Annotated in this window: 21 protein-coding genes and 1 pseudogene; 3 read left to right on the top strand and 19 right to left on the bottom strand. The window is 44.1% G+C overall.

The features are described 5' to 3' along the window. Positions 1-13: 13 nt before the first annotated feature. From ABLT31_RS05525 to ABLT31_RS05500, 6 genes are all read right to left on the bottom strand, one after another. On the bottom strand, positions 14-1,087 hold the full coding sequence (locus ABLT31_RS05525; protein ID WP_367749542.1) for a Gfo/Idh/MocA family protein: 1,074 nt from the start codon (positions 1,085-1,087) through the stop codon (positions 14-16). 72 nt (positions 1,088-1,159) lie between these two features. Next, complete coding sequence (locus ABLT31_RS05520) at positions 1,160-2,233, bottom strand: M24 family metallopeptidase (RefSeq protein ID WP_367749540.1); 1,074 nt, start codon at positions 2,231-2,233, stop codon at positions 1,160-1,162. 80 nt (positions 2,234-2,313) lie between these two features. Continuing rightward, positions 2,314-3,114 (bottom strand): 5-deoxy-glucuronate isomerase, encoded by an 801-nt coding sequence (gene iolB / locus ABLT31_RS05515; RefSeq protein ID WP_367749538.1) that lies wholly within the window; start codon positions 3,112-3,114, stop codon positions 2,314-2,316. Positions 3,115-3,238: 124 nt separating this feature from the next. Beyond that, positions 3,239-3,997 (bottom strand): SDR family NAD(P)-dependent oxidoreductase, encoded by a 759-nt coding sequence (locus ABLT31_RS05510; protein ID WP_367749536.1) that lies wholly within the window; start codon positions 3,995-3,997, stop codon positions 3,239-3,241. A gap of 141 nt (positions 3,998-4,138) precedes the next feature. Beyond that, complete coding sequence (locus ABLT31_RS05505; RefSeq protein ID WP_367749534.1) at positions 4,139-4,813, bottom strand: YesL family protein; 675 nt, start codon at positions 4,811-4,813, stop codon at positions 4,139-4,141. Continuing rightward, a complete protein-coding gene (locus ABLT31_RS05500; protein WP_367749532.1) occupies positions 4,803-5,210 on the bottom strand; it encodes a VOC family protein in 408 nt (135 codons plus the stop codon). Before ABLT31_RS05500 ends, ABLT31_RS05505 begins: the two co-directional genes overlap by 11 nt. A gap of 197 nt (positions 5,211-5,407) precedes the next feature. Between ABLT31_RS05500 and ABLT31_RS05495 the strand changes: the two genes are divergently transcribed. Then, positions 5,408-6,406 (top strand): LacI family DNA-binding transcriptional regulator, encoded by a 999-nt coding sequence (locus ABLT31_RS05495; protein WP_367749530.1) that lies wholly within the window; start codon positions 5,408-5,410, stop codon positions 6,404-6,406. Positions 6,407-6,726: 320 nt separating this feature from the next. Next, positions 6,727-7,851: a glycoside hydrolase family 88/105 protein gene (locus ABLT31_RS05490; RefSeq protein ID WP_367749528.1), complete on the top strand. Its 1,125-nt coding sequence runs from the start codon at positions 6,727-6,729 to the stop codon at positions 7,849-7,851. Positions 7,852-7,901: 50 nt separating this feature from the next. On the opposite strand, the gene ABLT31_RS05485 is transcribed toward ABLT31_RS05490, so the two are convergent. The 5 genes from ABLT31_RS05485 to ABLT31_RS05465 all read right to left on the bottom strand — a co-directional run bounded on the left by ABLT31_RS05485 (position 7,902) and on the right by ABLT31_RS05465 (position 13,099). Then, on the bottom strand, positions 7,902-8,105 hold the full coding sequence (locus ABLT31_RS05485; protein ID WP_367750225.1) for an alpha/beta hydrolase: 204 nt from the start codon (positions 8,103-8,105) through the stop codon (positions 7,902-7,904). Positions 8,106-8,217: 112 nt separating this feature from the next. Beyond that, positions 8,218-9,114, bottom strand: coding sequence for an alpha/beta hydrolase (locus ABLT31_RS05480; RefSeq protein WP_367749526.1), 897 nt, complete (start codon positions 9,112-9,114; stop codon positions 8,218-8,220). Positions 9,115-9,137: 23 nt separating this feature from the next. After that, positions 9,138-9,959, bottom strand: a complete 822-nt coding sequence (locus ABLT31_RS05475) for a sugar phosphate isomerase/epimerase family protein (RefSeq protein ID WP_367749524.1) — start codon at positions 9,957-9,959, stop codon at positions 9,138-9,140. 538 nt (positions 9,960-10,497) lie between these two features. Then, on the bottom strand, positions 10,498-11,199 hold the full coding sequence (locus ABLT31_RS05470; protein WP_367750222.1) for an ABC transporter ATP-binding protein: 702 nt from the start codon (positions 11,197-11,199) through the stop codon (positions 10,498-10,500). A 262-nt stretch (positions 11,200-11,461) separates the two neighbouring features. Beyond that, positions 11,462-13,099: an alkaline phosphatase D family protein gene (locus ABLT31_RS05465; protein ID WP_462976465.1), complete on the bottom strand. Its 1,638-nt coding sequence runs from the start codon at positions 13,097-13,099 to the stop codon at positions 11,462-11,464. 426 nt (positions 13,100-13,525) lie between these two features. Here ABLT31_RS05465 and ABLT31_RS05460 point away from each other — a divergent pair, with 426 nt between their 5' ends. Continuing rightward, positions 13,526-14,950, top strand: coding sequence for an amidase (locus tag ABLT31_RS05460; RefSeq protein WP_367749522.1), 1,425 nt, complete (start codon positions 13,526-13,528; stop codon positions 14,948-14,950). Between the two features lie 27 nt (positions 14,951-14,977). Here ABLT31_RS05460 and ABLT31_RS05455 read toward each other — a convergent pair whose 3' ends face one another. The 8 genes and pseudogenes from ABLT31_RS05455 to ABLT31_RS05420 form a co-directional block, all read right to left on the bottom strand. Beyond that, positions 14,978-15,814 carry an alpha/beta fold hydrolase gene (locus ABLT31_RS05455; protein WP_367749520.1) on the bottom strand — a complete coding sequence of 279 codons (837 nt, stop codon included), beginning with the start codon at positions 15,812-15,814 and terminating at the stop codon, positions 14,978-14,980. A gap of 292 nt (positions 15,815-16,106) precedes the next feature. Next, positions 16,107-16,298 carry a hypothetical protein gene (locus tag ABLT31_RS05450; RefSeq protein ID WP_367749518.1) on the bottom strand — a complete coding sequence of 64 codons (192 nt, stop codon included), beginning with the start codon at positions 16,296-16,298 and terminating at the stop codon, positions 16,107-16,109. A 124-nt stretch (positions 16,299-16,422) separates the two neighbouring features. Next, the gene (locus tag ABLT31_RS05445) at positions 16,423-16,716 is read right to left on the bottom strand and encodes a hypothetical protein (RefSeq protein WP_367749516.1); all 294 of its coding nucleotides are present in this window, start codon (positions 16,714-16,716) and stop codon (positions 16,423-16,425) included. Between the two features lie 222 nt (positions 16,717-16,938). Beyond that, positions 16,939-17,142: pseudogene (locus ABLT31_RS05440) on the bottom strand (ATP-binding protein); the annotation flags it as partial. Beyond that, positions 17,132-17,416, bottom strand: a complete 285-nt coding sequence (locus ABLT31_RS05435; RefSeq protein WP_367749514.1) for a PAS domain S-box protein — start codon at positions 17,414-17,416, stop codon at positions 17,132-17,134. The pseudogene ABLT31_RS05440 and the gene ABLT31_RS05435, both read right to left, overlap by 11 nt. 68 nt (positions 17,417-17,484) lie before the next feature. Beyond that, the gene (locus tag ABLT31_RS05430) at positions 17,485-17,670 is read right to left on the bottom strand and encodes a hypothetical protein (RefSeq protein ID WP_367749512.1); all 186 of its coding nucleotides are present in this window, start codon (positions 17,668-17,670) and stop codon (positions 17,485-17,487) included. Positions 17,671-17,809: 139 nt separating this feature from the next. Beyond that, positions 17,810-18,532: an SAM-dependent methyltransferase gene (locus tag ABLT31_RS05425; RefSeq protein WP_367749510.1), complete on the bottom strand. Its 723-nt coding sequence runs from the start codon at positions 18,530-18,532 to the stop codon at positions 17,810-17,812. A 300-nt stretch (positions 18,533-18,832) separates the two neighbouring features. Then, on the bottom strand, positions 18,833-20,761 hold the full coding sequence (locus tag ABLT31_RS05420) for a primary-amine oxidase (RefSeq protein ID WP_367749508.1): 1,929 nt from the start codon (positions 20,759-20,761) through the stop codon (positions 18,833-18,835). Positions 20,762-20,794: the final 33 nt, after the last annotated feature.

Genomic DNA, 20,794 nt, shown 5'->3' with positions numbered 1-20,794 from the left:
CCTTCCTCCTTATTCACTCTATTCGAATCGCCTGTTTTTGGGTAAGCAAGGCTAATTCAGCCGCCTTGAAGGCATGTTTCTGGGTCATGGCATTCTCCGTGCGGTTTATGCAATCCAGGATAAGCAGTCCAAAGTATGGATAGCCCACTTGACCATTCAGGTTGAAATGATATTCACCTTCATGATTCACCAGATACAGTTGATTGCCTAGGCGTTCACGGGCAATATCCACATATTTACGGATTTCAATGGTTCCTTCCGTGCCAAGAATAAACATCCGGCCATCCCCCCAAGTACTGAGACCATCAGGAGTGAACCAGTCTACACGGAAATAACCGCTTGCCCCATTGTCTGTGATAAGCGCCGCGTCACCAAAATCCTCCAATTCCGGATAGTTCTTATGGTTATAGTTGGCCACCTTGCTGTGCAAAACGGTTGCATTCTCAGTGCCCGAGTAATAGAGGAACTGCTCAACCTGATGGCTGCCGATATCACATAGAATTCCGCCGTAGTTTTCCTTTTTGAAAAACCATTCCGGTCGGCTTGATGCCCTCAGCCGATGCGGACCCATCCCCAGTACCTGAAGAACGCGTCCGATGGCTCCATCTTTGATTAATTGGCCGGCAAAAACAGCGCTTTCCACATGCAATCTTTCGCTGTAGTAAACAGCATATTTACGCCCTGTTTCCTCTGTTTTGGCTCTAGCCCTGTCTAACTGTTCCAAGCTAATCAAAGGGGCCTTATCGGTAAAATAATCCTTTCCATGCTCCATGATCCGTATGCCCAAATCACACCGTTCGGATGGAATGGCGGCTGCGGCAATTAATCGAATCTCCGGATCCTGAAGAATCTCCTCCTTAGATCTGGCCGCTTTCACATGCGGAAAGGCTTTACAAAAGGCATCTACTTTTGCCGGATCCGGATCATATACCCACTTCAAATCCGCTCCCGCCTCGGTCAATCCATGGCACATGCCGTAGATATGTCCGTGATCCAGAGCCATGGCGGCAAAAGGAAACTCCCCTTTTGATACAACTGGACTCGACTTCCCCTTTGGCGCATAATTCATTCCGTCTCGAATTTGCATGAAGCTCTCCTTTCTTCTAGCTCACTGTTTTTTTGGTATACTTCGTTTCTTGTCCGACGTCATTCGCCATCCCTAACGGATGAGAATGCCTGGCCGTTCGATTCTTTGGCCATTCCATTCCACCTCAACCATCGGATATTGCCCTGTAAAGGTCAAGACCTCAGTCCCCTGTTCCGTAATCATGATCGTATCTTCCGATTTAACCCCAGCAATGCTTGGATTCCAAGCATACACTTGATCCCGCTGAACCTGTTGGGAGATATCCGGAAGCAGAAGCTGTTCCCTGGACAAGTAGCCGCTTAGGCCCCCTTGATGATGATATTTCCATTCATCAGCAAACCCGACTGCTTGATACGCTTCTTTCATGTGGACGAACAAATCGGAAAAATGTGTACCGGGCACGGTATGGGAAATCATGGCCGCATCCACCGTAGCCACCGCTTTCTGTCGATATAGAAGGTCATCAGACGGTCGGCCGAAATGAACCAATCGGGAGGCCGAAACGATCTGTCCCTGACGGCGCCCGCCTATCACGAGCATGGCGTAATTATCTAGCGGCTTAGAGGTAGGCAGCGGATGTCTTCTGCTAAATACGCGCAAATCAGCGGCAACCAGGTTAACGATCGGTTCAATTCCTCTTTTGATGCAATGAGCAGCCAGGCGGGAAGCGATTTGAAATTCCGTTTCCCCTGTCTGAATGTCAAAAGCGGTTTGTTCCAATGCTTGGGCTGTATCCTGAGCCAAGCGGCGGATACGCTCTTTCTCCCGGCTCGTTAGCACCGATCGCAGGGCTATGAAATCCGTCTCTAGCTCGGTATCCCATGCAACTCTTTCATCCCCAACTAAACGGGAAATGATTTCATTCAATCGGGTTGGTTCATGCCAAGCAAAGACTTCCACTTGGTCAAATTCAGCCTGGACTTCTTCTTCCATAAGCCGGACAGCTTCAATGTTATTTGCGATTAAACATGTCGAGTCGAGAGTGACCAAAATGGTTCCCACAGCTCTTTCCGTCGCTTGGTTGACGAACCCTCTTCCCGAAGTGAGCCAAGAAAAATTCTTTTGCTGGGAAATGAGCAACCCATATATTTGCCTTTTCTTCATTAGTACCCGAATATGTTCCAGTTTCCTTTGGAATTCTTGCATTCTTTCACCGCCTTATCCGCCATGTATAAAAAGATAGACATAGCTGGAACAATAAAAGGCTATGTCTACCCACTATTTAATTAGTTGTTGTTAAGCCATCTGTGATCCGGATCTTCGTAGGGTTTTAATGTTCTGCCGGTATCCCCCGCCATGAACCATAAATAATAGACTTGATAGCCTCCACCTGCCACAACCGGATGGTATCCCTTATCGATAGCAAAGCTGTCTCCATGTCTGATGATATGCGCATCATCAATGGATAAATCTTTCGTATAGTGCAGTTGGACACCAAAACCTTGCTCCGGGTTCACTTGGTAATAATAGATTTCTTCTAAATTTGGTTCTTCCGGCGCGAATTCCCCATCATGCTTATGAGGCGGATAGCCGGACCATTGTCCGGGGTCGCTGAAGGTTTCTCCTAATACTGTGCGCTGTACGCGGTTGTCTGCATTGTCTGCAATAATGTCATGAACTTGGCGACTCCATTGGGCTTTCCCGCGATAATGAACGGTTACTTCTTCTGGGGTGATGACGAAAGGAGCAAATTTCTCTTCTGCTTTTACCTTGCATACGGCGATTTCCACATCTGTCGCGGCAATGATCTGATAAGCGGACTGGCAAGGAACAAAAACAGTGGTCGCCCTTCCTTCAAATACGCTGCTTCTGCCGCCCAAGTTATCCCACTTCTGACCTTCGGCAGCTATCGTCGCTTTACCGGTTAAGATGACCAAAGACGTTTCATATCCATTGGTTTGGGATTCATAAGTTTGACCCTGTTTGAGGGATAGTTTGCCGAAAGCGAGGTACTTCAACACTTGGTCCTCTTCGCGAATGATTTCTTGATAGCCTTCTGCCTGTTGTGCTTTATAGTATCGTTGCATAATGAACACCCTTTCAAATGAATAGTATATAGCTAATAATATAACAACGTTGTTATTTATTCTTAAAAAATGTATGACTTTCTGTAAAAAGCTTATCTCCCCCTATCTGATTATTCATGGGCGTTTAGTCCATTAATTGCCCGCCATTCACTTCAATAATTTCACCTGTTAGAAAATTAGCATAGCTTGATGCCAGGAACAGGGCCGCCCCAATCGTTTCTTCAGGTGTACCTTCACGTCCCATAGGAATCGTTGCGGCTACACGCTTTCTCAAATCAGGCGTTGAAAAACGATCATGGAAGGGAGTGCTGATGGTTCCCGGAGAAAGGCCGTTAACCAAAATGTTGTATTCTACTAAATCTTTCGCCATTCCCCGAGTCAATGTGCTTACCGCTCCTTTAGCCGCGGCATAGGCCATCGACCCCATCCCTCCCCCGTTGCGGGCAGCAATCGAGGTCACATTTATGATCCTTCCTTTCCCTTGCTTCTTCATGAGAGGAAGTACGGCCTTACTCACCAAGTAAACCGATTTTAAATTCACATTTATCACTTGATCCCATAACTCCTCATCCAGCTCTTCCAATCTTGCTCTTTTAATCAAAGAGCCAGCATTGTTCATGAGGACATCCACTCTTCCGAAAACGCTCTCAATTCGATCTGCCATTTGAAGAACTTGCTTGCTGTCCGAAACATCTCCTTGGAGCAACAAACTTCTTCTTCCTAGTCTTTCGATTTCGGCAACCACTTCATCTGCTTCCTTGCGGCTATTTTGGTAGTGAACGATCACATCTGCTCCATGTTCGGCAAATCCGATTGCAGCTGCCCGGCCAATCCCCGTACTGCTTCCGGTAACCCAAACTACCTGTCCTTCAAATTGGTACATCATATCTTCCTTTCTGTTATCACGTTGAAGTGATTTGCAATTATTTTTACAACGTTGTTATTTTTATTATAAATACAACTTACACTATTTTCAATATATTATCAATAATTTTATGCAATATTTTTTATTGTCGCAAATCTCTTAATTAGGAAGTACCGTGCGCTGTTCTAACCTCTTTTCCAAGTCCCTTTCTGGCTTAGACTTCAGCTGTTCCACTCTTTCAAAAGAAAGATAAGCCGACTTCATGATGAGCAGACTAAGAAGGCTTCCGCTAAAAAAAAGAAGGAGTTTTGGAAAATAGAGAATGGTAAAGATCAAACCTAGGCATCCCACCCCCATCGCTATGGTTCGGGCGGGCAGGGCGACTGCGATTAAAATGGAATTTTTAATATGTTGCAGCATCTTCGCTTCGTAATGAACAAAAACAGGAAAAATATAAAGCGCAGAGACCATATACCCAGCAGAGAGAGTCAGTATGGCAATGGTAATCGCCTGATAGATAAGTCCTTGTTGCGAAGAAAAATATTTAAGATCCAAAAGCAGGATTATCCCTAGAATGAAATAAATGAAGCCTATCATATTGGACTTCATAAATTCCTTTTTGAATGTCGTCCAAAACACTCCAAAAACAGCAACATCCGGTTCCCCTGCTACCCATTTTCGCGTGACGGAAAACATACCCGCGGTTGAAGGAAATAAACCGAAAATCACAAATCCGGCTAACGAAAATCCTATCCACAATATGTTCAAGTAGGCCAATCGCGTGATCCATAGGCAGAGCCAATAGAACCCTCCTGTCAAACCTCTAGCTTCCATTGCTTTCCCCCTCAATCAAATGATCGACATTGAATTCGATGACATTTCCATCCGGGTCACAGCAATAGATTTGTGAGAAACCGGCGGTACTGTTGGGCTTTAGAACCATCTCGACCGCCATATTTTTAAGCCATTCTACTGTTCGATGATAATCCTTCACTCGCAAGGCGAAATGGCCATCCTTCGTATCGATTCCTCCCTTCGTTCTCAGCGTTTGTGCCGCCGGATGAACAATCAGGTGCAGCTGTTGGCTGCCTATCTGATACCAAGCCCCTGGAAAGTTGAAGTCGGGACGCGGGATTTCCTGCAAGGCTAGCACCTGGCTGTAAAAAGCTTTTGCCTTCTCCAAATCCGTTACTATCAAACTTACATGATGAATGTTTTCATACTGTATCACATCGTTCCCCTCCTTTATCTAATTTTGATTACAACGTTGTTAATTTGTGATAAGATAAACTATATATGATTAATTTCCAATTTTCAATATAATTTAGCTGGAAAGCTTTTAATTCAACCAAATTTATACTTTTTTATTCTAATCACAAATGAAATCGTTTAAACTATTAGATAATAACCGTTATCGGAGGATCACCCATGAGTGTTACCATCAAAGACATTGCTCGTGTAGCTAACGTAAGCTACTCTACTGTATCAAAAGCTTTAAATGATAGTCCCTTAGTTAAGAAAAAAACTAAGGATAAAATTCTTGAAGTAGCCAAACAACTGGGATACCAACCCAACATGGTTGCCAAAAGCCTCGTTTCGAAGAAAAGCCATGTTATTGGCATCGTTTGGCCGACAGTGGAACGCCCTGCCTGGTCTACGTTGGTTACCAAGATCAACGATATATTGGAAAATTATGATTACCATACACTTTTATCTATCAACCCCTTTGATTCGGCGGTTACCCTTTTCAATCTGTTTCAAGTGGACGCCATCCTTATTTTTAAAGAGGAAAACCAAATGCAGAAAAAGTCCGATTTGCTTTCTTCCAACGTTCCCATCCTCTGTTACGGCAAACCGGGAGCATCACCTTTTCCTGCAATAGATGTCAATCGAAGAAAAGCGATCTTTGAGGCTGTTCGATACCTATCCGAAAAGAAGCACCAAAAGATTTCCTATATCGGTGATTTATCCCAACAAGAAATGACGCAGCAGGAAAAGTTCTTAGGTTTTTCTGAAGGGATTATCCATTTCGGGTTGCCTACACACCCAGAAATGACCGTCAATACAGGCGGGAATAGTTCGGAGGGGGGATACAGATCCACCAAACAACTTCTCAAGTCCAATTTTAAACCAACAGCTATCATCAGCGGAAGCTACGACATCACGGTCGGAATTATGAGGGCATTAAAGGAAGAAGGAATCAAGGTCCCGCAAGATCTCTCGATTCTAAGCTATGACAACATCCCACAAATGGATAATTTCGAAATCCCGATAACGGCAGTGGGAGCACCTATCGATTCCATTGCAGAAAACATTGCCCGATCCCTCTTAACCATCACGAAAGGAACAGATCAACTCCCCTTCTTTACCGAAATTGATGTGGAACTCGCAGAGAGAAAGTCATGCCAGGAACCTCAAACTGAATAATCGATGCTCTGCTCTTTGTAAAAAAAGAATAAGAGGCTACCCCCTAAGATCCGATAAATCGAACCTTTTGGGATTAGCCTCTTTTTATGTAATTCTGAAATGCAAATTATTTAAATAAAAAGATTTATTTCTATACAAAACAGCTCTCTTTTTGTATAATAATCCTTGTAATGAAAACGTTGTTAAAAATTAGTTTTATGGTTTTGACTAGACAATTCAATTTAACGAACTGCTTTACTTCATGCTAGCGATGGATGAAAACATATTAAATTTTAAACGTTTTCATCTTATTAATTTTACTATTTTGGAGGTGTATTGTTTTGGCATATGAACTAGTTGATAAGTTAAGAGAACAGTATATGGTGGGCGATAAGTGGTATTCAGCAAGATGGCACTATATTGAAAGCTGTATTCTTAAATCTTATTTGGACAGCTATGAACAAACCGAAAAAAATGAATATTACTCTTTTGTGAAGGATTTTATTGACAATCTCTATGATAATGAAGGCAATATTCCTGAGATTGATCTCAATTACTATAGCATTGATCAGATCAGAATGGCATCCATCCTCTTCACCCTTTACAAAAAAGAGGAAGATCTAAAATACAAAAAAGTTCTTGATCAGATATACGGGCAGCTTAAGTCCACCTATCCACGAACACAATCAGGGAGCTTTTGGCACAAGGAAAACTATCCGAACCAAATTTGGCTCGATGGGCTTTATATGGGCCAACCCTTCTATGTACAATATGTTAAAGAATTTGAAGAGAATAAGAACTACGATGATACATTGAACCAATTTAGAAATGTACGAAAATTCATTTACAATCAAGAAAAGAATTTGTATCATCACGCCTATGACGAGAGTCGTGAAATGTTCTGGTGTGACAAGGAAACGGGTCTTTCCCCTCATGTGTGGGGCCGCGCTATTGGCTGGTTTGCTATGGCACTAGTGGATGTCCTTGAATTACTAGAGGGCCAAGAGGTTGATTCGGGAGATTTACAGGTGCTCTTAAAGGAAACGGTGAATGACATGATAGCTTATCAGCATAGTACAGGTATGTGGTATCAGGTGGTAGATATGGGCAGCCATCCAGAAAATTACTTGGAATCTAGTGGAACGCTGATGCTCGCTTATGCCATTTTAAAAGGCGTGCGACTCGGGTATCTGCCTAAAGAATATGCAGAGACCGGCAAAAAAGCATTTGATGGCACATTACAGCAGTATCTCCGAGAAGTAAACGGGGAAGTTCTGCTCGGTGGCATTTGTAAGAGTGCAGGGCTCGGTACCCATCCTGAAACGGGCGTTGTACGCGATGGAAGCTTTGACTATTATATCCACGGTGAAGCTGTTGTGGACAACAACGGACACGGTGTGGCCCCCCTTCTCATGGCCTACAATGAGATCAAGCTTTTTGAGCGAACGATGCAGCAAGTAGAATAATTAAGACGACCAAATCACTCAGGAAAAGAGGGAGTCCCCAAAGATAGGCTTTAGGGACTCCCTCTCCATTTTACTCTATTGAATAAGTGGAGAATTCTCACCTCATTGAGCGCTGCCGGAAACGGATGTTCTGGGGCCAGACGATAATCTAGGGAAATTACCTTGTACCCTGACTCCATAGCCAAAGGACGGACCTTTTCATCATGCCCCTCCACGCTTCCCATGATAAAACCTCCCCCATGAAAGAAAACCAGCAGTGGGAATGCTGTTATATGTCAAGTTGAGCGTTTCAGATACTTTCAGAGGAAAAAGGCTGGCCCTAAAAATGCCGGTTCTTTTAGCTCTTTTTAGGGACAGCCTCTTCAGTTAGTTTATAAAACCCATCTCTGTTAACCAATCCTCGGCGAGTTGCGTCCATCGAGCAACAGATCCTTCAGCGAGTCGAATGGCAAATCCATGACCGCCTTTGCGAAATATGTGCATTTCTGTATCCACTTTGGACTCTCTTAATGCTTCATAAAACAAGATGCTATTTTTGCTTGTCACGCTTGTATCGTCATTAGCATGAACGACAAAGGTAGGAGGAGTATTTGCATCAACATGCTGATGATTGGAGAACATCCGGATCATATCCTGACTTGGGTTGTTTCCAAGTAAATTCATTCGTGATCCTGGATGTGTGATTCCTTCATCCATGGAAATAACAGGGTAGTTGAGAAGCATGAAATCGGGCTTCGCACTCAGAAGATCGACGTCCTGGAAGGCTTCATATGCCTCGGCTGCATATTTGGTGCCGAGGGTAGATGCCAAATGTCCGCCTGCAGATAAGCCTAAAACTCCTACTCGATTGACATCGATCCCCCAGTTGTCGGCATTCTGCCTAATTAATCTCATGGCCCGCTGGGCATCCTGCAGAGGAACTAGATGTCGATGTCGATGCCCTTCTCCTGGTAAGCGGTATTTTAATATAAAAGCCGTCACTCCCTTGGAATTTAACCATTCGGCTAGATCATATCCTTCTTTGTCAACGACCAGCCGTTCATATCCGCCACCTGGCATGATGAGTAGAGCAGCTCCGTTCTCCTTCTCTTTAATTGGGAAGAATGGAATGATACTGGGTTTCGTAATGCCGATAATCGCTCGGTCCATCACATTGGGATCACTACTTCTTTCGATGATTTGCTCCGGAATGTTTACTTTCTCTGAACCGGGAGCCGATCCTGGCCATAGAAATATTTCATTATCAGAAATCTGTAATGCCATTTCTCCTAAAGTCCCTTTCTCCGCTATGTATTTAACAATTCTTCAATATACTTTCTTCTGTCTGAAAGTTGATGTATCTTTACCCATTCTAGAATAATGGGTGCTTTCGGTTGGTATTGTTTCAGGAGATTTATAAATAGCGGATAGTTCATTTGCCCCTCTCCTGGTGCCACACTTTGGAGTTCACCATTCGGCAGAGCCAATCGATCTTTTGCATGACAGGCTAGGATCCGATCTCCTAACAAAACGAAAGCTTCTTTTAGAACATGATCATGGTTGGCAATATTATCACGGGTTAATAGATTTCCGGGATCCAGCAAGACACCGAGATGGTCTGATGGGATTTCTTCTAGCCATTGCCGCATCACTTGCGGCGTATCAATGAGATGTTCATGAGCAGGCTCAATGGCAATGAACACTCCCCGCTTTTCCGCTTCTTCAAGCAGCTCCTCTATTGTCCCCCTTAAATTTGCCCAATCCAAATTATTGAATGGTCCCCATAGGTTTTTCCCGGTTTCAGCTGCAACCATGGATGCACCAAATGAACGAGCATATCGGAGCAGTTCTTTGAAACGCTCGACATTTTCGCGCCTTTGCTCTTCATTACGATCAAATAAATGCAAGTAACAACCAAGGATGGGAATTGAGACTCCATGCTTATTGAACTCTTCCGCTATAGACTCCGCCAATCCTGCGCTCAATCTGCCGGGCTTAGTGAAATCCTGATCGCTGAAAGCTTTCCATAAAGCCAATTGTACTTGACGAAATCCGAGCGCACCAATTTTCTCAGCCGACTCCTTATATGGAAGAGTCCCTGCTAAATGAGCCAACATACCAACGGGCATTTCATTGCCTCCTTTATTTCTGTCTAACGGGCCTTATCCGGCCTCTAGTCAGCCTTCTTTAATTACGCAGCATCGCAGTCAAAATAACGCCAGCGATCATGGATAAAAAACAGGAATACCTCAAGGAGGTAATTCTCCACCCCCTGCCCAGGCTGACGCTCGTAACGGCAAAACCACTGATTCTGGTGCGTATCGATAACGAATGCATGATTTCCAGTTTGGTTTAGAACGATTTGTTGAATATAATTCAGTATCTTGTCCTCCCTCCACACCCTATTGAAAGCGCTTCTTAGAAAGTATGGGTGAATGCTTCCCTTTCTCCGATAAGGTTTATATGAATCTATGTATAGGATAAAATATAACTTTTCAATATTGAATTAAAAATCTTTAGAAAAATGTTTGATATTAATAAAAAAAGCTTCATTAAGCTGTTTATGCGTTTAAGAAAGTTTGTTCACTTAAGCGCTTTAGTGAACTCGAACTTTCTTAAACAGTAAAAAAGTGCTTCTGCCATCCCATGGTCAAAAGCACTTTTGTCTCAGTTCATTAACTCTAAAAATACTTCTTCTCCCATCCGAAAGGGTTTATGGGCTGAACCATGAACCTCCAATTGTTGTGAACGGGTGTCTACCGTATAATACACTTCTTTCCCTTGGTACTGCAGGTTGGTTATTACTCCTTGAATACCCTGTCCCTCTCGATTCATTGAAAATTGTTCAGGTCGTACAGGATACAGCTGCTGCTCACGAAACGCATCAGGAATACCTGGATGCACCCATTCGACTCCGCCATTTGATCTTTCTGGGCGAAAGCGGATCCCTGCCCATTGGCCTGCAATGAGATTGGCTTTGCCAACAAAGGTTGATACAAAGAGCGTTTGAGGATTCTCATAAATTTCTTGCGGCGTACCGACCTGCTCTACGCTCCCATCCTTCATTACAACGATCCGATCGGCCATAGCCAACGCTTCTCCTTGGTCATGGGTAACATAGATAATACCCGCTTTGGTCAAACGATGCAGCTCTTGGATTTCCCTCCTCATCTCCAGTCGCAGCTCCACATCCAGACTGCTCAATGGCTCATCCATTAACAACATGGAAGGCTTAGCTGAAATCGCTCTGGCAAGAGAAACCCGCTGTTTCTGCCTTCCGGAAAGCTCGCTTGGCATGCGGTTTGCCAGATGGTTCAATCCGACCATTTCGAGTACTTCCGCTACCCGTTCTTCCTTGCGGGCCTTCAGCTCTTGCGGGACATCCTTATGATGAAGCAGAGGAAATTCTACTTGCTCCTTCTAAAATCCATAATTTAGAGGGCTATGAATGGCTTGAAACTAGATTGATAGTAGGATTCATAGATAAAGGAGGAGCATAGGGCCGAATGGGAAATATGAATGGGGTGTAAACTTTTAACATTCTGTTTACAATTTTTTCATTTCAAAATGCCTATTCCCTCATATGAAAAAGAAGTAGACGAGTGGTCTACTTCTTTTTAGAATGCCGTTACTAGGCAGTAACTAGGGCATCATAGGTCTTCTGCAATTCTTGTTTTCCGCTTTCTACTACAAAAGTTGCCCGCGTTGCGATTGGTGCATCAGGACGACTGACGTACGGAACCACCCGGTAATCGGCAGTCCAGTTATCAGGAGTTACCGTACAGCGTACATAACCGCGCTGGTTGTTAAAAAACTTAATATGAGAGTTTTCGGCAAGGATGGAAGGAGCGGCATTGTTGCTATCGGCACCGTCTCCACCGGATGAGATCGACGTTCCCACAAACTCAACCCCGATATTTGCCGAGGAAGGATCCTGAAAATCCGCTTTAATTTCATTGGCCCAGCTTTGGTGTACATCACCTGTTAGCACAACAAAATTGGAAATCCCCTTCTCTTTAATGAAATTCAGAATGCGCTCCCGGTTAGCGGGATATCCGTCCCAAGCATCCATGCTGAATTCCTCGCCGAGTCCGGACTTGAAATCCCGATGGGCAAAGAATACCTGTTGGGCAAGAACATTCCATTTCGCTTTGGAATTTCCGAGACCATCAAGGATCCACCGCTCCTGATCGGCCCCCGTAAGAGATCGGTTCGGATCCTTCGATTCGGTACTAGGCGCCTTTCGGCCGTCCCCATTCGCTTGGTCATCTCTATATTGACGGGTATCAAGAACATGGAAATCTATTAAATTACCGAAAGAAAGCCGTCTGTACAATTGCATGCTGGCCCCATGCGGCAAGGAAGACCGTCTTAAAGGCATATGTTCATAATAGGCTTGATAAGCTGCTGCACGACGCTGGATAAACGGTTCCACTGGTTGCCCTTTTTCCGGAATCAAGCCAGCAAAGTTGTTTTCCACTTCATGGTCATCCATGGTAACCATCCACGGAAATGCCGCATGGGCTGCCTGCAGATTTTCGTCACTGCGGTAGAGGGAGTGGCGGTTGCGGTAATCTTCCAATGTCATGATCTCGTCGCTGTTATGAGGACGAACAGCTGTGGCACTGATCCCGCCTTCATAGATATAGTCTCCCAGATGGAATACCAAATCTAAATCTTCCTTGGCCATATGCTTATAGGCGGTATAGTATCCAACCTGCCAATTCTGACAGGAAGCGAAGGCAAAAGACATGCTAGCCACTTGACTTCCAAAGGCAGGCAAAGTCTTCGTCCGACCTACAGGGCTGGTTTCATTCCCTACTTTAAATTGATAGTAGTAAACCTGATTCGGGTGTAATCCATCTACCTCAACATGGACCGAGTGTGCAAGTTGATGTCTCGCAAATTCAACCCCATGGCGTACCACGTTGCTGAATGCCTTATCTGTAGCGACTTCCCATCTTACGGGCACATCATAGCTAGGCATTCCCCCACCATTCAACGGATCAGGTGCCAATCGCGTCCATAACACAACGCCATCCGGCAGAGGATCTCCTGATGCCACCCCAAGTGAAAACGGATAAGTTTCAAAAAAAGGCTCAGCCCCTATTACTCTCGGTCCCTGCAATGTACCGGCAAGGGTTAATCCTAACGAAAGGGCAGCAAATTTGCCTGTCGCACGAAGAAAGCCTCGGCGATCCATATCTCCTGATTTCCAGTCATTCAGGTTCATCATATTCTGTAAAAGATTCAGTTTTTCTTGATCCATGTTCGTTTGCTCTCCTTTTCCAATGATTTCTTGTACTCTATTACTATTACCTCCTAAAATATTAAAGATGAAATGTTAAATGAGAATAAAATCTTTTTATTTATTTTGTAATCGCTAGAGATCAGTCCTTAAGATTCAGAAAAAATTACGGAATATATGATTATTGGATTATAAATACATGCAAAGGATGATTTTCACAGCCCTTTATTCCTGGAAAGCAGTGGAATCCGGTTCGTTTTTTTCATTTAAAAGAGAAACAAGTCCTAGGCTGAATATAAAATTTTTGTAAATATATCTAACGATGGATTAACTTTTCAGATGTGGATGGGCTGAACATCCAGCTGTTCGACATATATTGGTGAAGGGTAAAAATGAAAAGATTTATAACAAGTATTTTTTGGCTATAACATAAAGTGAGGTGATCCAATGAATTCAGCGGTGCTTGACTGGGATGCAACAGAATTATCCGCCAAAATCATGTCAGGTGAAGTTTCTTCGCTAGAGGCAACGGAGACCTACATTCAGCATTTAAAGCATATCAATCCCCAGCTAAATGGCCTGGTTGAAGACCGTTTTGAGGCAGCAAGGCAAGAAGCGATGCTGTGCGACAGCTTGTACAAAGAGGGAAAAGCGAAAGGAAAGCTTTTTGGAGTGCCGATTAGTGTGAAAGAATCCTTCCATATAAAAGGGATGAAAACGACAGGGGGATTAATCCACCGAATCCATCAGATTGAACAGATAGATGCCTATATTGTACGAAGACTAAAGGAAGAAGGAGCAATCATTTTAGGCAAAAGCAATACGCCAACCCTATGCTTTTGCCAAGAATCGGAAAACAAGCTATACGGAAGAACGAATAATCCTTGGGATTTGTCCCGTACGGCTGGAGGTTCAAGCGGTGGGGAAGCGGCTTTGATTGGGGCCGGGGGAGCGGCCGTCGGAGTGGGGTCAGACATCGGAGGTTCGATTCGTTTTCCCTCCCATTTTAATGGCGTCATTGGTTTTAAATCTGGAAATTCACAGGTATCCCAGGAAGGGCATTTTCCCTTTGTTACTCATCCGCTTCAGGAATCCATGCTGGGGATAGGAGCCATCGCCAAATCCGTGCAGGACGCCAAGTTAATCAATGATATCATCACCTATCATCCTTTACCTGATTGTCATTTGACCCATTTCGAGATTTGTATTCCAGATATTCCATCTATTCCTTTAGGTGAGGATACCCAACATCTCTTGCAAAGGATTTCGATAGATTTGCAGAAAGATTTTTCAGTCAAAAAATCCTTTCCCTTTGACCTAAAGCAAATCATGTCCATCGATGCAGGAAAAGGGATTGCCGATCTTGCCTTTGAAAAGGATGGGAGCAGATTTGTTCGGGAATATGTAAAGGAAGTCCTGTTTGGCTCCTCCGCTTACCATCGTTACTTAACATGGGCGTTAATTGGCGCTAGCTTGTTTAAGCCTTCCAAAAAGCAAGGTGAAAAAGTCACTGCTGCCGTGTTGGAAATGCATAAGCGCAGCGAGGAAGAGCTGAAAAATCAAATTGTTGTCCTGCCTGTCTATCACCGGGGGGCCCCGCATCATGGCAAACTATACAAGGAGATTTTTTCCATACAAAAAAGCTTCTTAAAATATATGCCCTATACAGCCTTTGCCAATGTATTAGGCCTCCCCTCATTAACTATCCCTGTAGGGGAAGATCGGTTTCACATGCCGATTGGCGTTCAGCTGATTAGCAAGGTGGGGAATGAAAAGGCATTGTTCGATCTTGGCAGGATAATCGAAAGGAAGTACAGGGGCTATATCCGATGCGCCACTTACGATTGTAAGAACGGAGGCTCCCAAAACTAGAGAAACTTGGAAGCCCCCCTTTCCAGCTTAACCGTCCGTTTGGAGTACCCGGTCCAAATGCTGATCTACCAGCTGCTGTACTTGCACAGGTATCTCCAGCTGGATGAAATGGCCTGCATTGGGTATAACATGGACTTTGGCATGAGGAATATGTTCATCGCGAAGCTTTATGGCATGTTGGACTGAGATATAGGGATCCTTCTCTCCCCAAACGATTGTCACCGGACCACTGAAATTCAACAATTTGCCAGAATAAGCCCGCAATTTTTCCGTATCTCCTGATCGGTACAGCTGGAGTGCTGTTTGATGATCTTCCTCCGAGGAGAATACACGATAAAAATCATTCATTATCCTTTCATCCGCATTCGGAAGCAAAGAGCCGAAACGCTTTTTCCAAACCTTGGGATGGGACATGGCACGCAGAACTCTTTCACCTACTTCATCCGTCTGAAAATTTTTCGCTAATTCATGCCAGGAGTAGTCAGGCGAAATGGTCGAATTGCTAACCAAGATTGATGAAACACGATGAAGCTGCTCCATTCCCCACCTGAGGCCTATTAATCCTCCCCAGTCATGTACAAAAAGATGAACCTTATTTATTTGTAAAGCCTCAAGAAAATCAGAGATAAATTCCACGTACCGTTCCCAAACCGCAGGTTCCTGAAACCGTTCACTTTGTCCGAATCCTGGAAGATCTGGTGCTATGGCTCGAAAGCCTTTCCTGCTTACGGTACTGATCACATCCTGCCAAATTAAGCTTGATTCCGGAAAACCATGGATCATCAGCACGCACGGATCCGACGTCTTCCCTTCATCCATATATTTAATATGTATATTTTGGATGACGATTTCTTTTTTCTCCAAGGAAACACTACCTTTCACATGAATCGTTTATACTTTATTTTACATTTTGTCAGGTTGCGAAGGAAGTCATATTTAATAATCACCAGGCAAACAAGAAAGCGGTGGACAGGAAATTCCCTGCCCTCCGCCTTTTGGGAGTTCACTTCACCGGTTCCTCCCACCAGCCGAAGGCAATTCGGCCTGATGCTTGCATCCGCAATCCATTGATATCGATTTTTAGGCCTCGCGACATTTCGGTAGATTATAATCGTTCTGACTTTTCCCGTTTGCATGAGATGTACGAGGATAAATACTATTCCATTTTTCTACTTGTAATGGCGATTATTTCTGTCAAATCAAGATGAAGCGGGACAGGGTAATCATCTGGTATATTCTCCCAGGCCAAATCTGTTACTTGACCAAAATGATTACGTTTGATTGTAAGTTTATCAGTCACCGTTTCGATCATGTTTCCGTTTCTTAAATAAATTTTAATTTGGTTCATAGATTATCCCTCCATTTGTAATAACTTATTTAATCAAAAAAAGGGCCATAGAAAGGTGCTTTCGCAACCTTATTATGGTCCTTTTTGCTTTCCTTTTAATATTATTTAACCTTATAACTTTCCTCTATTGAAGATGTCCGGATTCATAGGATTCCCTTAGTTGATCGATTGCGCTCAATCCGTTCTCAATGCAAGTTAGTTTTGCTTCCTTATCGACATTGCTCAGAGGATCAGTAACCCACCGTACATGTCCTTTAAATATTTCGTCTAGTTTGAAGATGAATAGACGGTCATCGTTCTGATAAACACGATATAAAGCCTGCTCGAAACGCTCTTTGCACCATTCAACGGAGTATAGTTCTTCTCGCTGGTTGTCTTGGCTCACACTAAAGATTGAGATTACCTTTTCTTCCGGCAATTTGAATCCCTCCTATTGTCTTGCATTTTCTTGGTTACATAAATTTTACCATTCAATTGGAATTCAACCAAACCTCAGTATCCCTGTCCTCCAGGGATACTGCTTCATATACCTAGAATATTCTGGTTTAGCCTAGTCTTAATTCCATTACCACCGAATAAGAGCAGGATGCTCCGGATAAAGTCATTTTGGGGTGAAAGCGTTAGTTCCGTCCACAAGTAATTAAGAACCGATTGGTAGAATGACTTCTACCATTGTACCTTTACCCTCTTCACTTTCAATTCGCAGTATTCCTTGATGGTTTTGGATAATCCGATGTGAAACCATTAATCCTAGCCCCGTTCCTGTATCTTTTGTCGTGTAGAAGGGGTTTCCGATCATTGCCAATTGATCTTGCGGAATGCCACAGCCTTGATCAAGCAATTCCTGCAGCCAATTCGCCAACCATGGAAAGCTTCTCTGATTTTTTTAACAGCTCTTCCGTTTGTTTTTGTTCGGTCATATCCTGACAGATGATATACACACCCACGATTTTGTCATTAAGAATGATCGATGAACTCCAAGCAATAGTAATAATTTTGGAGCCGTCCTTTTTGCGAATTGGAATGCCTTCAAAAAAATAATCTCTTTGCAAGGAAGAACTGAAATGCTCTTCCACTTGATTAACATATTCAGGGGAGATTAACTCTCTAAAAATCATCGAAAATAAGGCTTGAGATTACATAGAGAAAGACTGCAATCCAAGGGACTGCAGTCTGATGAGTAAACCTATTCTGCATAATAGCGTTTCCCGCGTCCGGGAATATCAAATGGAATTCCATTAGCATGCTTATTGTCGTGTACGCAAGATGAACAGACGATGTTTCCGCAATTGGCACACCATATTAACCACTCCCATTTGGTTTCAGTGCATGTTGGACAGATTTCTGTCGTATAAAGGCAAGTATTTTTCATAGGATGCTCCTTGATGTATATTATTTCAAATGTCAATTTCAGAAAACTATACTATAAATTGACTATTATTTCAATTTAATTAATTTTTTTATGAACAGAAAAAAAAAACTCCCACTACAAAGGGGTTTTCACTTAGACCCTATGCTTCTTTTGAGACAATGACGGCGTACCGGAACAGAGGTCTCCAGTAATAGCTTAAGGTTTCTAACCCAGGGGTTTGCTTTAACTGTTCCCAGTCCTCATCGCGGAATCCTTTCGCTATAGACAAGGGACCATCATTCTGAATATATCGATTCCGTGAGATCAGCCGGGTTACGATCCAAACCGCTGTCCAAGCCACCCAGTGGCGATGAATATCATTGATGACCATGCCCATTCGAGAAGCCTTCAGCATACAACTTGTCACCTGAGACAACTCCTCATTCGTAAAATGATGGAGAAATTGCGTGGATGTAACGATATCGGCAGATGCTTCCGGCAATTGGAATACATCCTTCTGAAGCACTTGAATACGGGGTTCATTCAGAAAAATGTGCTTAGCTTCTTTACAGGCCTCCTCGGTGATATCGACGAGTGTCACGGTGAGATCTATCTGCTCCTGATCCGCCCAGCGAAGAAGGCGTTGGTTAACATCACCCGAGCCGGCTCCGACATCCAAAATGGACAGCTGTTTGGGCTTATCCATTTGTTCCCACAAGCGTCGTACTCCGTACAGTGTAGGACCGGACGCTCCGAAAATCCGATTGATGAGCCGCAAGTGGCGCAAGGCTTCCGTCAGCTCAGCTCCTCCGATTGAAAAATCATCCATAAGCTCAAGCTTCGTCGTCCGCTGTCTGAGCCAGTTGAAATTCGTCTCAAGCATTACTTTGATATACTCACTTTAGTATTAGAATATTTCATTTTCCGTTCCCCGTTTCCCTTTTCTGTTACTAAATTGTATTTCTCTTTGATGACGACTATTACAGGGTGTTAAAGCTAGTGTATGTCGTCTAAACTTTATACGTCAATAGATATCCTATTTCCAGCCTGACTAGGGAGAAGGCGTTTGAGAGATTTATACCGCGTTTCGAAAGATACGTTAGATGAAAAAACAAAGAAAAGGGCTTCTAAAAAGTTGAGAAACTTTTTAGAAGCCCTTTTCATCCAAATTGGACCAAATGCCTTACGGGCAACAGTCTGTATGCTTAGGTTTAGACGGTGGAACATCAAGGGCAGGATTGCGGTCGAAAAATCCGACGGGTTTCATGCAAAAACCGGCATAGGCAGCTGGCATGACCGGCCAATCTTCCGGGCGGACCACATGATGACTGCCGATGGTGTACCAGACGACGATATTCGTATTCTCGATGGAGCGATTGGATGCCGTCCACTTCGGCAGGCCGTCCCTTCCTGGATGTTGATTGGGGTAATCTCCGGCCGCATATTTTTCCTTTTCATCATAAGGGGTTACCCACAGCTGTTTGTCGAGGAATCCCGCGCGTTTCATCAAGCTTGACTCCTTATGGGCAAATGGAGGCACGGTTTCTCCTTGAACAATCTTATACCCTACAGGCTCTCCGACTGCATTCAAGACAGACGGATTGACTATTTTCCAAAAGCGGGCTGTAAAAGGATCAATATTTTGCTGCGCTTCTGCTTCTGTTTTCAAAAGGGTTGATTTCGCAAAAAAAGCATTTCCCAACGGATTCTGCGGGCCTAAAGGTTCAGCTTCCGTGTGTACCTCATAGATCGAGTTATTGGTCCCGTCTATCATCATATCCAAGCGAAGATTAAAAAAATGCTGATGAATCGGCCCATAGAGCTGTGGAGCGACCAGGGTTCCATACTTGGGCTTCTGCCCAGGAGGAAGGGCGCCCGTACTGATGATCCCCGTGAGCTTGGCTTCAAACTCGATATTTCCATCCTGATAAAAATACCAAAAGAATCCATACTCATAATTTTCAACAGTACAGATAAAAGACAGCACCAAGCGTCTGGAACGCCTCACTTCCACATGGCCGGTCCGCCAATCGGTATGCTTCCAGAGAATGCCGTAATCTTCTTCATGGAGGCAAACCGCATTGGGAATCACCGCTACATTTCCCCTACTATCTGTCATCACCGCATCAAAGTACCGGATTTCCCCTAAACAATCGCATCCGAGACGCAGCGAGTTCGCCAGAATCCCAATTCCGTATTCACCCGAATCGAAAGCATTTTTCCGGTTATGCATGGGACTCGGATCCCCATAGGGTACAACCATTTCTGACACAGAAGCCCGGTAGAGAACCGGTCGAAGACGGCCTTGATCCTCATAATGAACCGTATGCAAAACCAACCCTTCTCTAGGGGTAAAACCAAACCGAATATGCCACTTCTGCCACATGATTTTATGCCCTTCGATGACAAAGCTGGGACCCTCGGGCTGGTTGATTTCCAGCGGCTTTAAGTCACTCCTCAATCTTCCTACTTCATCGGGGGTATAATTACCCGGCAAAGGCGGCAGGGGCACTGCACCGTGATCCTCGATTCGAATGACCTCTTTTCGGCTGGCGTCTACCACTGCGATGAGTCCTTCAATGGGACGGGCATAACCATTGTCTAAAGGGCTCGTCCGATAAAAGCACAGCCCGCGGATAATCCTTTGGCCTTCCTCTTCTGAACCATAGAAGCCAGCTGACCAAGGATCCACCATTACCCCGTCAACATCCGTTATCCCACGCTTTTTTAATGCCACCTGAAATTCCGGATGGCTTCTCACTGCCTCCTCGCATTCCGCAAACTCGTCCGGCATAATAGCGGGCTGAACACCCGGTATGTGGTTCCAGGAAACGACTTTTTCTTCCGTTAGAGAAACGATCGCTTCATAGGTTATCCCCTCTGCATTGTCCAGCAGGACAAAAAAGGCTTCCCGTTGTATGCTGTCCCCCTCTTTAAAGCTTAGCACGGTTTCCTTTGAAGGCTCATGGAGACTGGATGAAACAAATCGAAATGATTCCCCTAATTCACGCTCAGAACGCAAAATGCTGACCGCTTGGGCCATTTCCGCAACTGTTAGCGGCTCGAGTGGGTGTTGGATCGTTGGATTAGTCTGAGTTCTTTGCTTTGACATGATAGGCCTCCCATGGAATGGACTACCTCAATT

This window comes from Ammoniphilus soli (assembly GCF_040813775.1).
This window is presented reverse-complemented; position numbering and strand designations above follow the sequence as displayed.

Coding starts and splice junctions, on each gene's coding strand:
- ABLT31_RS05465 (WP_462976465.1), bottom strand. CDS start 13,099: ATGGATCAAGAAAAACTGAATCTTTTACAGAATATGATGAACCTGAAT.
- ABLT31_RS05505 (WP_367749534.1), bottom strand. CDS start 4,813: ATGGAAGCTAGAGGTTTGACAGGAGGGTTCTATTGGCTCTGCCTATGG.
- ABLT31_RS05420 (WP_367749508.1), bottom strand. CDS start 20,761: ATGTCAAAGCAAAGAACTCAGACTAATCCAACGATCCAACACCCACTC.
- ABLT31_RS05450 (WP_367749518.1), bottom strand. CDS start 16,298: ATGAACCAAATTAAAATTTATTTAAGAAACGGAAACATGATCGAAACG.
- ABLT31_RS05435 (WP_367749514.1), bottom strand. CDS start 17,416: ATGATTTTTAGAGAGTTAATCTCCCCTGAATATGTTAATCAAGTGGAA.
- ABLT31_RS05430 (WP_367749512.1), bottom strand. CDS start 17,670: ATGAAAAATACTTGCCTTTATACGACAGAAATCTGTCCAACATGCACT.
- ABLT31_RS05525 (WP_367749542.1), bottom strand. CDS start 1,087: ATGCAAATTCGAGACGGAATGAATTATGCGCCAAAGGGGAAGTCGAGT.
- ABLT31_RS05480 (WP_367749526.1), bottom strand. CDS start 9,114: ATGGCATTACAGATTTCTGATAATGAAATATTTCTATGGCCAGGATCG.
- ABLT31_RS05520 (WP_367749540.1), bottom strand. CDS start 2,233: ATGCAAGAATTCCAAAGGAAACTGGAACATATTCGGGTACTAATGAAG.
- ABLT31_RS05510 (WP_367749536.1), bottom strand. CDS start 3,997: ATGTACCAATTTGAAGGACAGGTAGTTTGGGTTACCGGAAGCAGTACG.
- ABLT31_RS05425 (WP_367749510.1), bottom strand. CDS start 18,532: ATGCTTGAGACGAATTTCAACTGGCTCAGACAGCGGACGACGAAGCTT.
- ABLT31_RS05475 (WP_367749524.1), bottom strand. CDS start 9,959: ATGCCCGTTGGTATGTTGGCTCATTTAGCAGGGACTCTTCCATATAAG.
- ABLT31_RS05460 (WP_367749522.1), top strand. CDS start 13,526: ATGAATTCAGCGGTGCTTGACTGGGATGCAACAGAATTATCCGCCAAA.
- iolB (WP_367749538.1), bottom strand. CDS start 3,114: ATGCAACGATACTATAAAGCACAACAGGCAGAAGGCTATCAAGAAATC.
- ABLT31_RS05495 (WP_367749530.1), top strand. CDS start 5,408: ATGAGTGTTACCATCAAAGACATTGCTCGTGTAGCTAACGTAAGCTAC.